The organism is Kitasatospora sp. NPDC056783, from assembly GCF_042789895.1.
In the GTDB taxonomy this organism is placed as follows: domain Bacteria; phylum Actinomycetota; class Actinomycetes; order Streptomycetales; family Streptomycetaceae; genus Kitasatospora.
Map to the genome: position 1 here is coordinate 1 of NZ_JBHUAF010000244.1, position 12852 is coordinate 12852.

General features: G+C 72.8%; 10 protein-coding genes and 2 pseudogenes. 5 read left to right on the plus strand and 7 right to left on the minus strand.

Features of this window, described 5'->3' with window-relative positions; translation table 11 throughout:
- Positions 1–31 precede the first annotated feature (31 nt).
- Complete coding sequence (locus tag ACFRMQ_RS27770) at positions 32–706, minus strand: LytR C-terminal domain-containing protein (protein WP_380733401.1); 675 nt, start codon at positions 704–706, stop codon at positions 32–34.
- 284 nt (positions 707–990) lie between these two features.
- The gene (locus tag ACFRMQ_RS27775) at positions 991–1287 is read right to left on the minus strand and encodes a type II toxin-antitoxin system VapB family antitoxin (protein WP_030061387.1); all 297 of its coding nucleotides are present in this window, start codon (positions 1285–1287) and stop codon (positions 991–993) included.
- Between the two features lie 194 nt (positions 1288–1481).
- Here ACFRMQ_RS27775 and ACFRMQ_RS27780 point away from each other — a divergent pair, with 194 nt between their 5' ends.
- On the plus strand, positions 1482–3065 hold the full coding sequence (locus tag ACFRMQ_RS27780) for a helicase HerA-like domain-containing protein (RefSeq protein WP_380733393.1): 1584 nt from the start codon (positions 1482–1484) through the stop codon (positions 3063–3065).
- 21 nt (positions 3066–3086) lie between these two features.
- Here the strand turns inward: ACFRMQ_RS27780 and ACFRMQ_RS27785 are convergent, their stop codons facing one another.
- Positions 3087–4253 (minus strand): hypothetical protein, encoded by a 1167-nt coding sequence (locus ACFRMQ_RS27785; protein ID WP_380733394.1) that lies wholly within the window; start codon positions 4251–4253, stop codon positions 3087–3089.
- A 62-nt stretch (positions 4254–4315) separates the two neighbouring features.
- On the minus strand, positions 4316–5002 hold the full coding sequence (locus ACFRMQ_RS27790; RefSeq protein WP_380733395.1) for a rhomboid family intramembrane serine protease: 687 nt from the start codon (positions 5000–5002) through the stop codon (positions 4316–4318).
- Between the two features lie 84 nt (positions 5003–5086).
- On the opposite strand from ACFRMQ_RS27790, the gene ACFRMQ_RS27795 reads away from it, so the two are divergent.
- Both ACFRMQ_RS27795 and ACFRMQ_RS27800 read left to right on the plus strand, forming a co-directional pair.
- A complete protein-coding gene (locus ACFRMQ_RS27795) occupies positions 5087–5605 on the plus strand; it encodes a YbhB/YbcL family Raf kinase inhibitor-like protein (RefSeq protein WP_380733396.1) in 519 nt (172 codons plus the stop codon).
- Between the two features lie 3 nt (positions 5606–5608).
- A complete protein-coding gene (locus ACFRMQ_RS27800) occupies positions 5609–6505 on the plus strand; it encodes a hypothetical protein (protein WP_380733398.1) in 897 nt (298 codons plus the stop codon).
- Between the two features lie 7 nt (positions 6506–6512).
- Here ACFRMQ_RS27800 and ACFRMQ_RS27805 read toward each other — a convergent pair whose 3' ends face one another.
- The gene (locus ACFRMQ_RS27805) at positions 6513–7493 is read right to left on the minus strand and encodes a helix-turn-helix transcriptional regulator (protein WP_380733399.1); all 981 of its coding nucleotides are present in this window, start codon (positions 7491–7493) and stop codon (positions 6513–6515) included.
- A 117-nt stretch (positions 7494–7610) separates the two neighbouring features.
- Between ACFRMQ_RS27805 and ACFRMQ_RS27810 the strand changes: the two genes are divergently transcribed.
- Positions 7611–9101, plus strand: coding sequence for an MFS transporter (locus ACFRMQ_RS27810; RefSeq protein ID WP_380733402.1), 1491 nt, complete (start codon positions 7611–7613; stop codon positions 9099–9101).
- Positions 9102–9209: 108 nt separating this feature from the next.
- Here the strand turns inward: ACFRMQ_RS27810 and ACFRMQ_RS27815 are convergent, their stop codons facing one another.
- Positions 9210–9854, minus strand: coding sequence for an HhH-GPD-type base excision DNA repair protein (locus ACFRMQ_RS27815; RefSeq protein ID WP_380733400.1), 645 nt, complete (start codon positions 9852–9854; stop codon positions 9210–9212).
- A 424-nt stretch (positions 9855–10278) separates the two neighbouring features.
- Here ACFRMQ_RS27815 and ACFRMQ_RS27820 point away from each other — a divergent pair.
- Positions 10279–12559, plus strand: a pseudogene (locus tag ACFRMQ_RS27820) (germacradienol/geosmin synthase); the annotation flags it as partial.
- 196 nt (positions 12560–12755) lie between these two features.
- On the opposite strand, the pseudogene ACFRMQ_RS27825 reads toward ACFRMQ_RS27820, so the two are convergent.
- A pseudogene (locus tag ACFRMQ_RS27825) lies at positions 12756–12848 on the minus strand (hypothetical protein); the annotation flags it as partial.
- Between the last annotated feature and the right edge of the window lie 4 nt (positions 12849–12852).

A 12852-nucleotide genomic window follows, 5' to 3' on the forward strand; every position in this document is an offset into this window, starting at 1 on the left:
GGCCGGGGGCTCTCGGGCGTTCGCGGCCGCCTCAGCAGCTGCCGGTGGCGGTCGGGGCGGGGGAGGGCTTGGTGGCCAGGGCGAGCGCGGCGGCCGCCTGGGTCTCGTCCAGCAGGGCGTTGTAGCTGTCGCCGATCACGAAGTCCACGCTGGTGTCGGTGCGGGCGTCGGCGGTGACGGTGGCACCGGCGATCTGCGAGCCGACCAGGGTGCCCGCGCCGGCGCCGGCCGGGCCGGCGATGACCTGGGCGGTGCCGGGCACCTTCTTGTCCAGTTCGGCCGGGGCGTTGCCGACCTTGCCGATGACGAAGCCGCGCTTCTTCAGTTCCTCGGCGGTCCGGCCGGCCAGACCGCCCTTGGTGGTGGCGTTGTAGACGTTCACGGTGACCGCGGTGGGCTGCGGGACCGCGTGCGGGTCGCCCGGCGCGGCGGCGGGTGCGCCGGGGGCTCCCGGGGTCTCGCCCGGCGTGGGGGCGGCCAGCGGCTTGCCGGAGGGCGTCGCGCAGGCCTGCGCCGAGGCGTTCTTGTCCTTGCCGGTGAAGATGTCGTACAGCTGCACGCCGCCGAGCCCGACCAGGGCCAGGGCGAGCAGCCCGGCCAGCGCGGCGATCACCTTGCGGCTCTTCTTCGGGGGCCGGCCCAGCCGTGGGTAGGTGTTGCCGGTGACGCGGTACTGCTTCCCCTTGAGGCCTCGGGGAGTCAACATGCTCACGGTTTGTCTCCCCCTCGTACCGGGGCGGGGTCGGGATGACGGATCGGCCGGGTGGGGGACTTCCCCCGGTGCGGGCGGAATCCCCTGGTCGCGGCCGTAGTCAGCAGCGTAGTGCCGTACGGCTTCGAAGGTACTAAACGATCATCATCTGGCGTACCCCGGTACCCGAAAGGGGGTACCGGGGTACGAGCGGACCGCCCTCCGCCGGGTGGCGAGGGGGCGGTCCGGAAAGCCTGCGGCGGGTCGGACGGGTCCGACGGGCCCCGGGTGGGAGTCCGTCACTCCATTTCGAGGACACGGGCGTGCAGCACCTGGCGCTGTTGCAGCGCGGCCCGTACGGCCCGGTGCAGCCCGTCCTCCAGGTAGAGGTCGCCGTGCCACTTCACCACGTGGGCGAAGAGGTCCCCGTAGAACGTCGAGTCCTCGGCCAGCAGGGTTTCGAGGTCGAGTTGGCCCTTGGTGGTCACCAGCTGGTCGAGTCGCACCGGACGCGGGGCGACGTCAGCCCACTGGCGGGTGCTCGTCCGGCCGTGATCCGGGTACGGCCGCCCATTGCCGATGCGCTTGAAGATCACACGGAAAGCCTACCGTTCGGACGGCGGATGGCGCAGCAGCCGAGGCCCCGCCACGCGCGCCGGTGTGAACTGCGGGTGGACGAATACGACTGTTTGATGGGAAATGTCGCGAACATCGCCCCGGTGCCGATCGGGTTCCGGTGTCGACGCCGAAGCGTTCCGAAGCGTTCCGATCCGCTCAGGAGTGTGCACCGATGTCCTCCGACCTCACCCCGCCGGCCGTCCGGGAGATCGCCGACGGGTACTCCTTCGCCGGGCCCGCCCTCGAACTCGGCGCGGTGCTGCTGGACGGCACCGCGTACCCGGACGCCCCGGTGCGCATCCCGCTGGGCGTGCTCAACCGGCACGGGCTGGTCGCCGGGGCCACCGGCACCGGCAAGACCAAGACCCTCCAACTCGTCGCCGAGCAGCTCTCCGAGCAGGGCGTGCCGGTGTTCCTGGCCGACATCAAGGGGGACGTCTCCGGCGTCGCCGCGCCCGGGGTGCCGAGCGACCGGACCGCCGCCCGGGCCGCCGAGGTGGGGCAGCGGTGGACGCCGCAGGGCTGCCCGGCCGAGTTCTACGCGCTCGGCGGGCAGGGCGCCGGCATCCCGGTCCGGGCCACCGTCACCAGCTTCGGACCGCTGCTGCTGGCCAAGGTGCTCGACCTGAACGAGACCCAGGAGTCCTCGCTCAGCCTGGTGTTCCACTACGCCGACCGCAACGGCCTGGAACTGTACGACCTCAAGGACCTCACCGCGGTGATCGCCTTCCTCACCTCTCCCGAGGGCAAGGAGGAGTTGAGGACCATCGGCGGGCTCTCGGCGGCCACCGCCGGGGTCATCCTGCGCGCGCTCACCGTGCTGGGGAACGAGGGCGCCGGGGCCTTCTTCGGCGAGCCCGAGTTCGACACCGCCGAGCTGCTGCGGACGGCGGCGGACGGCCGGGGCGTGGTCTCGGTGCTGGAACTGCCCGCCGTGCAGGACCGGCCGCGGCTGTTCTCCACCTTCCTGATGTGGCTGCTCGCCGACCTCTACCAGGAGTTGCCCGAGGTGGGCGACCTCGACAAGCCCAAGCTGGTCTTCTTCTTCGACGAGGCGCACCTGCTGTTCAGGGGAGCCTCCAAGGCCTTCCTGGAGGCGATCACCCAGACCGTGCGGCTGATCCGGTCCAAGGGCGTCGGCATCTTCTTCGTGACGCAGACGCCGAGGGACGTACCGTCCGACGTGCTGGCGCAGTTGGGCAACCGGGTGCAGCACGCGCTGCGCGCCTTCACCCCGGACGACGCCAAGGCGCTCAAGGCCACCGTCTCGACGTTCCCGCGCTCCTCGTACGACCTCGGCGCGGTGCTGACCTCGCTGGGCACCGGCGAGGCGGTGGTCACCGTGCTGTCCGAGAAGGGCGCGCCGACGCCGGTCGCGGCGACCAGGCTGCGGGCGCCGCGGTCGCTGATGGGGCCGATCGGGGAGGCGGACCTGCGGGCGGTGGTGGACGCCTCGCCGCTGACGGCGCGCTACCGGGACGCGATCGACCGGGAGTCGGCGTACGAGAAGCTGGCGGCGCGCGCTCCCCGGCCGGAGGCGGCGCCGACCGGGCCGGTGCCGGAGAGGCCGGTGCCGGGAAGGGAGGAACCGTCCTCGCCGCGGCGGCAGGCGCCGAAGGAGAAGGAGGCGGCGGGCGGGCTGCTCGGCTCGCTGCTGAGCAACCCGACCGTGAAGTCCTTCGCGCGCTCGGCCGGCCGGCAGCTCGGCCAGGAGATCTCGCGCAGCCTGTTCGGGACCTCCAAGCGGCGGCGCTGACCGGTCGGCGCCGCCGGCCGGTCAGCCGGAGAGGGCGGCGCCGATCCGGTCCAGGGAGGACAGCCGCATCAGCCCGTAGTTGTAGAACTCGACCTCGGGGACGCCGAGTTCGCGCAGGACGGCGAGCTTGGCGGCGAGGTTCTCCGGGCCGTCGCAGTCGGAGGACATCGGGCGCAGGATCACCGCCATGGACTGCGGGCGGACGCCGTGCAGGGCGAAGGCGGCGATCTTCTCCCGGACCTCCGCCGGGGTCTTCGCGTAGCCGAGGGTCTCGATCTGGTCGGTGACCCGCGCGAGGGCGGGCAGGTCGATGCCGGAGAGCCAGCCCGTGCCCGGGCCGCCGCCGTCCATGAAGCTCAGCCGCATGCCGTGCCGGCGGGCCTGCTCGGTGAGTTCGGCGGCGAGCGAGGTGACGGTGGCGGCGGAGGCGTCCACGTAGGCGGCGAAGGCGCCGTCGGCCAGGGCGCTCAGGTCGGCGGGCTCGGCGGCCGCGGACTCGTCGGCCAGCCGGTGGCGCAGCTCGGCGCGCACCGCCTCGGCCACCTGCTCGGCGGGGACGCCTGCGGCGGTGGCGGCGGCGCGGCAGTGCGGGCAGAAGCAGACGCCGAGCAGGGCCTCGGCGGTCGGGCCGAGCTCCTCGAAGTAGCGCTCGTGGTGGTAGCCGTGGCGCAGGCCGTGGAAGTGCGGGGACTCGGCGCGGATCGCGTCCACGCCGTACCGGGCGAGTTCGGCGACCAGGGTCAGCGCGTACTCCCGGACCTCCGGGTTCGCCGGGCAGAGCTCGGTGAGGTGGCGGTCGCCGAAGGCGTTGGCCGGGGCGCAGTCGGGGTGGGCGAAGCCGAGCCGGTCGTTGTGGCAGAAGACCGTCCAGGCGTGCAGCTTCAGGCCGCGGCGGCGGGTCTCCTCGGCGGCCTCGGCGAAGGGGTCGCGCTCGCCGATCGCGGTGGACGGGACGGGGGCGAGCCGGCGGCCCCGCCAGGCGGCCGGGTCGGGGCGGAAGTACGCCGCGCCCGGCTCCAGGTAGCGGACCACCCGGCGGGGGTTGTGCGGGAAGACGTCGCGGGCCTCGTGGTAGACCGAGGCCAGGGTGGCCCCGCCGACGCCGGCGCGGTCGGTGAGGTTGCCGAAGAAGGTGTCGGCGCCCTCGTCGAGCAGGTCGGTGGCGAAGGCGAGGACGGACGACTCCACGGTGCGGCTCCGGAGCTGGGGGAGGGTGAGCTGTCCACGCTAGCCGCAGGGGTGGGATTGGTCTATACCTGACGCCCGGGCCCGGGCGCGTCCTGGATTCCCAGGTCGTCCAGCTGCTTGAGCAGGGCGGCGCCGGGGCTGTCCGGGGCGGCGGCCTTCGGAGCCCGCTGCTCGGCCGGGCGGTCGCGGAGCAGGAAGGCGGCGGCCATTCCGCCGATCAGCCCGCCGAGGTGCCCCAGCCAGCTGACGCCCGGGGTGACCGGCAGCACGCCGATCAGGATGGTCGAGTAGACCGCCGCGACGGCGACGCCGACCACCGCGTCCAGCACGTTGCGGTCCAGGACGCCGCGCAGCACCACGTAACCGAGGTAGCCGAAGACCATGCCGCTGGCGCCGGCCGTCACGGTGTTCGGGCTCTCCAGCAGCCAGACCGTGAGCCCGCCGGACACCATGATCACCAGGCTGGCCAGCAGGAACTTCCGCATGCCCCGGTAGGCGGACAGGAAGCCGAGCACGAACAGCGGCCAGGAGTTGGCCTCGATGTGCTCCCAACTGAAGTGCAGGAACGGCATGGTGAACATCTCGGGCAGGTCGCCGATCCGCTCCGAGCGCAGCCCGAGCTCCCGCGACAGCCCGTAGTCGTCCAGCCAGTTGAGCACCTGGACGGCCCAGATGACGGCCTGGACGCCGAGCATGGTGAACAGCGCGTCGCGGGAGTCGGAGAGCAGACGGGTCATTCTGGAGGCCATGGTGCTGACTCTAGGGGCGTCAGGATCACACGTGCACCCCATTACAGTGACGGTGTCGTTCCGACTGTGAGAGGTGACCGTCCCATGACTGTGCGTCCGCCGTTGCCCTACGAGTTCCTGCCGCAGGTGCCGTCCTTCCAGCTGAGCAGCGAGGACTTCACCGAAGGCGGCACGCTGGGCCAGGAGTTCGTCCACGCCGGTGGCAACCTCTCGCCGCAGCTGGCCTGGTCGGGCCTGCCGGAGGGTACCCGGAGCATCGCGGTCACCTGCTACGACCCGGACGCGCCGACCGGCTCCGGCTGGTGGCACTGGCTCGCCCTCGACCTTCCCGCCGACACCGCGGAACTGCCGCGCGGCGCCGGCTCCTCGGACGAGAGCCTGCCGGGCGGGGCCTCCTTCCACGCCCGCAACGACTTCCCCGGCAACCGCTACGACGGCTCCGCCCCGCCGCCCGGCGCCCCGCACCGCTACGTCTTCGCGGTGCACGCGCTGGACGTGGAGAAGCTGGACGTCGCCGCCGACGTCCCGCCGGCCCAGGTGGGCTTCAACCTCACCTTCCACACCATCGCCCGCGCCCTGCTGACCGCCGAGTACGGGGTCTGAACCATGGCGGTGTCCGACCGTCCGGTCGAGGTCTGGCGGCTGCCCGAGGAGGAGTGGCGGGCCGGCCGCCGGGCCGTGACCTGGACGGTCGGGCCGGACGGCGAACTCGCCGTCCTGCTGGTGCCGGAGCGGTACGTGGCCCCGGCCGGGTCGTGGCCGTCGGTGCGGACGCCGTACGACGCCGAGGTGGTGGTGCTGGACCGGAGCGGTGAGCGCCGGGTGCCGCTGTCCGGGGTCGGCTGCCGGCCGGACCACCTGGCGCTGCTGCCGGGCGGGCGGCTGCTGCTGGCGGGGGCCCGGGCCGAGCAGGACGGCGAGGAGTGGCTGCCCAACGGCTTCGTGTACGGCCCCGACGGTGTCCCCGGCCGGGAGCTGCTGCTCGGCGACTGCACTCCCGTGCTGGTGACCGACCGCGGCGGCCGGATCTGGATGGCTTACGGGGACGAGGGCGTCTACGGCGACCACCCGATGTCCTACCGGGGGCTGACGGCCGCCGACACCCACGGCCGGGTGGTCTGGAGCCCCGACCACGGCAAGGACCTGCCCGGCTACCCGCTGGAGGGCATGGCCGGCGCGACCGAGGGCCGGTACGCCTGGCTGGCCTGGTACCCGAGCTCCTCGGGCAGCTACCTCACCCGGGTCGATCCGGCCGACGGGACCTCGACCACGGTGCCCTGCCCGGTCCGGCAGCCGGCCGGCTTCGCGGTCCGTGCCCGCGAGGGCGTCTTCCTGACCGGCGGCGGCGAGCTGACCTGGCACCTGCTGGTCGGCAAGACGTGGAAGCGGACCGGGAAGCGCAAGCTGGACGTGCTCGGCGACCTCGAACGGCACCGCGCGTACGGCCGGGACGGCGTGCTCTGGTTCCGCTCCGGCAACGGGTGGTTCCGGGTGGCGGCCTGAGCCGGGCTCAGCCTTCTCCCGCCACCTGGCCTTCTCCCGCCGCCCGGCGGGCGCGGGCGGCCAGCCGGCGCAGGTGCTCGCGCAGCGCCGGCGGCTCGTGCACCTCGAACTCGCAGTCCAGTGACAGCAGCCGCATCGCCGTCCACTCCAGCGAGTCGGAGCGGGAGCGGAGCACGCAGCTGTGCTCGTCGAGCGGCTCGACCTCGGCGTCGCCCGGCCGCAGGCCCCGGCGGACCCGCTCGGCCGGGGCGTGCACGGTGGCGACCACGGCGCCGCTCGGTGACGGGCGGCGCAGCTTGGCCGCCACGTACGCGGCGGCGTCCTCGGCGGGCAGCGGGCGCGGGGTGAAGCGGACACCGGTGGCGGCCGGGCCGCTCAGCCGGTCGACCCGGAAGAGCCGCCAGTCCGCGCGGTCCAGGTCGTAGCCGACCAGGTACCAGCGGCGGCCGACCGAGACCAGCCGCTCGGGTTCGACCTGCCGCCTGGTCTCGGCACCGTCGTACGCCCGGTAGTCGAAGCGCAGTCGCTCCCGGGCGGTGACGGCGCGGGCCAGCACGGTGAGGTCCTCCGGGTCGACGGTCGGGCCGTCCCCGGTGAGCAGCGGCACGGTCGCCGAGTTGAGCGTCCCGACCCGGTGCCGCAGCCGGGCCGGCAGCACCTGGAGCAGCTTGCCGAGCGCCCGTACCGAGGCCTCCTCGATGCCGACCACGGCGTGCCCGGCCGCCGCGCGGAGCCCGACCGCGATGGCCACCGCCTCCTCGTCGTCCAGCAGCAGCGGGGGCATCGCGGTGCCCGCGACCAGCCGGTAGCCGCCGACCGCGCCCATGCTGGCCCGCACCGGGTAGCCCAGCTCGCGCAGCCGGTCGATGTCGCGCCGGATGGTGCGCGGGCTGACGCCGAGCCGCTCGGCGAGTTCGCTGCCGGGCCATTCGCGCGGGGTCTGGAGCAGGGACAGCAGGCTCAGCAGCCGGGCCGGGGTGTCGGTCATGGCTCCAGCATGCCGGAACAACTGGGACAGGAACTGACCTAGATGGCCGTTACTGTCGTGGGCGTGGGCGTGGAGAAGAGCGTCCCGGACGTGAAGAAGAAGGAAGAGGAGTACGGAATGGGCACCGCGGCAGCGGACCGGAGGAGGTGGATCGCGCTGACGATCGTGATGGTCGCCTCCTTCATGGACCTGGTGGACGTCACCATCGTCAACATCGCGATCCCGAGCATCCAGCAGGACCTCGGGGCCACCTTCAGCGCCATCCAGTGGGTGACCGGTGGCTACGCGCTGGCCTTCGCGATCGGCCTGATCACCGGCGGCCGGCTGGGCGACATCCACGGCCGCAAGCGGGTGTTCCTGATCGGGATCGGCGGCTTCACCGTGGCCTCGGCGCTGTGCGGGCTCGCCTCCGGGCCGGAGATGCTGGTCGCGACCCGGCTGCTCCAGGGCGGGACGGCGGCGCTGATGGTGCCGCAGGTGCTGTCGATCATCCACGCGACCTTCCCGGCGGAGGAGCGCGGCAAGGTGTTCGGCCTGTTCGGCGCGGTGGTCGGGCTGGGCGCGGTCTCCGGTCCGCTGATCGGCGCGCTGCTCACCGAGTGGGACCTGTTCGGCCTGGCCTGGCGCCCGATCTTCCTGATCAACCTGCCGGTCGGCATCGCCGGGCTGCTGCTCGGCCGTCGCTTCATCGACGAGTCGAAGGCCGACCAGGCGCTGAAGCTGGACCTGGTGGGCGTGGCGCTGGCCAGCCTCGGCCTGCTGATGCTGATCTACCCGCTGACGCACGGCCGGGAGGCCGGCTGGCCGCTCTGGGGCTACCTGTCGATGGCCGGGAGCCTGCCGGTGTTCGGGCTGTTCGTGCTGTACGAGCGGGTCAAGACGCGGCGGGACGGTTCGCCGCTGGTGGAGCTGGCGCTGTTCCGGGTGAAGTCCTTCGCGGCCGGGATCTGCGTGCAGCTGGCCTTCGGCGTGGCGCTCGGCATCTACTTCCTGGTCTGGACCCTCTACATGCAAGTGGGTCTGGGCTGGAGTCCGCTCAAGGCCGGCGCGACCGGCATCCCGTTCTCGATCGCGGTCTCCACGGCGGCCGGGCTCTCGGTGCAGAAGCTGGTGCCGCGGTTCGGGCGCAAGGTGCTCCAGACCGGCGCGCTGGTGATGGCGGCGGGCGTGCTCGTCTACATCTGGGAGGCGGACCGGTACGGGTCGGCGATCACGGCCTGGCAGATGGCGCTGCCGCTGGTGGTGATGGGCCTCGGGATGGGACTGATCGTCGCGCCGATCACCGACGCGGTGCTCGCGGAGGTGCCGCGCGAGCACGCCGGCTCGGCGTCCGGGCTGATCAACACCGTGCAGCAGGTGGGCAACGCGCTCGGCCTCGGCCTGGTCTCGGTGGCCTTCTTCGGGGCGATGGACGACGTGGTCGCGCCGGAGGCGGTCGGGACGGCGTTCGGCGGGGCCTTCGTCCACGCGATGTGGTGGGTCGCCGGGGTGCTGCTCGTCGTCTTCCTGCTGATGTTCGCGCTGCCGCGGCGGCGCAAGGCGGCCGGGGCGGTCGCAGGGGCCGGTGCGACCGCGCAGGAGCAGGAGCAGGAGCCCGTCCTGCTCTGACGGAGCGCCCCCGTTCGCGGGCCCCGGTCGCGCGGCGCGGCCGGGGCCCGCGTCGCGCACCGGGAGGGCCCGGTCCCCGTACGGTCGGCCGGGTGGGTCGGCCGGCGGTCAGCGCACACCGGTCGGGGTGGGGGCGGCGGTGGTGCGGGTGGTGGTGCGCGGCTTGGCGGCGGCCTTGGCCTCCTTGGCGGCGCGCTTCACCTCCTGCTTGAACTCCCGGACCAGGGTGAGGGATTCGGGTCCGGTGATGTCGGCGACCGAGCGGTGCGCGCCCTCCTCGCCGTACGCCCCGGCGGCCTCGCGCCAGCCCTCGGGCCGGACCCCGTACTGCTTGCCGAGCAGGGCCAGGAAGATCTGCGACTTCTGCTTGCCGAAGCCGGGCAGGGCGTTGAGCCGGCTGAGCAGTTCCTTGCCGGTGCGGACGTTCTTCCACAGCGCGGCGGCGTCGCCGTCGTACTGGGCGACGAGGAACTGGCAGAGCTGCTGCACCCGTTTGGCCATCGCGGCCGGATAGCGGTGGACGGCGGGTTTCGCGGAGAGGAGTGCGACGAACTCCTCCGGGTTGTAGGTGGCGATCTCGTGGGCGTCCAAGTCGTCGTGGCCGAGGCGCTGGGCGATGGTCAGCGGGCCGGTGAACGCCCACTCCATCGGGACCTGTTGGTCCAGCAGCATGCCGACGAGCGCGGCGAGCGCACTCCGTCCGAGCAGTTCGTCGGCCTCGGGCTGCTGTGCGAGCCGAACGGTGACGTTCATGGGCTTGCCCTCCTCGGAGTTGACGTCGGGTCGGCGCCCAGTCTGGTGGAAGCGGCGTTGGCGCACGCGGTCAACACGCCCGTAGCGTGGGAAGTCTTGTCCGTTCAAGGCCCTTGCCAGTGCTGCATTGTTCGTTGGCGGAGCGGTTCCCGCGCGTGTCGGCGGGGCGGCGCGGGCAATTTTTGCCCGTGTCCGGCGCGCTGTCGGGGCGGTCCGCAGGGCGGTCCGCAGGGCGGTCCGTGGGCGGGTTCTCCGGGGGCGGGCGTGGGGGTGCGTGGGGGGTGGGAGCACGCTCGGCCGGGCGGGTGGTTCTGCGTGGGGGCTACGAGTCATTTCATATGAATGTTTCTGTTGTGGCGGTGTGGCGACCTGACGGCGGGTCATTCTTGGTCCACATCGACGCGTCCAGAGAGGCCTGCCCGCCGTGACCCAGCCGTTCGAACTGCCGTCGTTCTACGTGCCGCACCCGGCACGCCTCAACCCCCATCTGGACGAGGCAAGGGCCCATTCCACCGGCTGGGCACGGGAGATGGGAATGCTGGAGGGTTCCGGGATCTGGGACCAGGCCGATCTGGAGGCCCACGACTACGGCCTGCTCTGCGCCTACACCCACCCCGACGCCTCCGCCGAGGTGCTGTCACTGGTCACCGACTGGTACGTGTGGGTCTTCTTCTTCGACGACCACTTCCTCGACATGTACAAGCGCACCAACGACCGCGCGGCGGGCAAGATCCACCTCGACCGGCTGCCGCTGTTCATGCCGTCCGACCCGGCCGCCGAGATGCCGGAGCCGGGGAACCCGGTCGAGGCGGGCCTGGCCGACCTGTGGCGGCGCACCGTGCCGTCGATGGGCGAGGACTGGCGGATCCGGTTCGCCAAGAGCACCCGGAACCTGCTCGACGAGTCGCTGTGGGAGCTCGCCAACATCGACGAGGGCCGGGTGGCCAACCCGGTCGAGTACATCGAGATGCGCCGCAAGGTCGGCGGCGCGCCCTGGTCCGCGCAGCTGGTGGAGTGCGCGGCCGGGGCCGAGGTGCCGAAGGAGGTCTCGGGTGCACGGGCGCTGCGGGTGCTGATGGACGCCTTCTCCGACGGGGTGCACCTGCGCAACGACATCTTCTCGTACCAGCGGGAGGTGGAGGACGAGGGCGAGCTGAGCAACGGCATCCTGGTGCTGGAACGGTTCCTGGAGTGCTCCACCCAGGAGGCCGCCGAGGCGGTCAACGACCTGCTCACCTCGCGGCTCCAGCAGTTCGAGAACACCGTGTTCACCGAGCTGCCGGTGCTGTTCGCGGAGACCGGGCTCGACCCGGCCGGGCGCGCCCGGGTGATGGCGTACGTCAAGGGCCTCCAGGACTGGCAGGCCGGCGGGCACGAGTGGCACCTGCGCTCCAGCCGCTACATGAACGGCGGTGGGGCGGCGGCGGGTTCGGGCGGTCCGGGTGATGCGGTGGCGCCCGGCTCCGGGGGCCTGCCGGGCGGGCTGCCGGGGCTGCCGGGTCTTGCGAACGGGCCGGGTGGCGGCAACTGGTGGGACCAGTACGCGATCGGGGGGATCGGCACCTCGGCGCTGGACATCCTGCGCCGGGGCGCCGTGGGCGCGCGGCCGCCGGTGGAGGCGGCGGCCGAGAACACGACGGGCCCGGCCGAGCGGCGGGCGCGGGCGCACGCCCACGTGCCGTTCCAGGCCGTCGGGCCGTCCCGGGTGCCCGAGTTGACGCTGCCCTTCGAGCGCAGGGTGAGCCCGCACCTGGACGGCGCCCGGGAGCGGGTGGTCGAGTGGGCCGGGCGGATGGGGCTGCTGGCGGCCGAGCCCGGCGTCCCCGCCTCGGGCATCTGGGACGCCGAGTCGATGCGCGACTACGACCTCCCGCTCTGCGCGGCCGGCATCCACCCGGACGCCACGGCCGGCCAACTCGACATCGCCTCGGCCTGGTTGGCCTGGGGCACCTGGGCCGACGACTACTACCCCCGGGCCTTCGGTCGCACCCGTGACCTGGCCGGCGCCAAGGCGGCCAACGAGCGGCTGTCGCTGCTCATGCCGGTGGACGGCGCCCCCGGGACGGAGCCCGTCAACGCGTTGGAACGCGGCCTGGCCGACATCTGGGAGCGCACCGCCGGTCCGATGACGGTCGAGGCCAGGGGCCGGTTCCGGGCGGCGGTCGAGACCATGCTGGACAGCTGGATCTGGGAGCTGGGCAACCAGATCCAGAACCGCGTCCCGGACCCGGTGGACTACCTGGAGATGCGCCGCTCCACCTTCGGCTCCGAGCTCACCACGAGCCTCGCCCGCCTCGGCCACGGGAAGACCGTCCCGCCGGAGGTGTACGACCACGGTTCGATGCGCGCGCTGGAGAACTCCGCGATGGACTACGCGTGCATGATGAACGACCTCTTCTCGTACCAGAAGGAGGTCGAGTACGAGGGCGAGCTGCACAACTCCGTCCTGGTGGTGCAGAACTTCTTCGACTGCGGCTACGACGCGGCCGTCCGGATCGTCGACGACCTGATGCACTCGCGGCTGGACCAGTTCCAGCACGTGGCGCGGAAGGAACTCCCGGTCATGTACGAGGACTTCGGGCTGGAGCAGGCGGCCAGGGAACTGCTCGACGGGTACGTGGTCGAGCTGGAGAACTGGCTCGCCGGAATACTCGCTTGGCACGAGGGCTGTCTCCGGTACGGCCCGGCGGACCTGGAGCGGCACTTCGGTGCCGAACGGGACCTGGCGGAGGCGTCGCGGACCAGGCGGGCTGCCACAGCGGCGGAGGTGCCGTCGGTTCCCGGGGGCACGGGAGCGCCGACGGTGAACGGTGCGGTGCCGCTCGGCCCGACAGGCCTGGGGACGGCCTCGCGCAGCTCCCGCATCGCCGACCTGGCGGCCTCCCGCAGGATGCCCACGCCCTCCCGCTGCCGGTCGCCGAGCTCCGGGTCCACCTCGAGCGCCCCCGCGTGCACCGCGATCAGGGCGAGCTGGTGGCCGAGGCTGTCGTGCATGTCC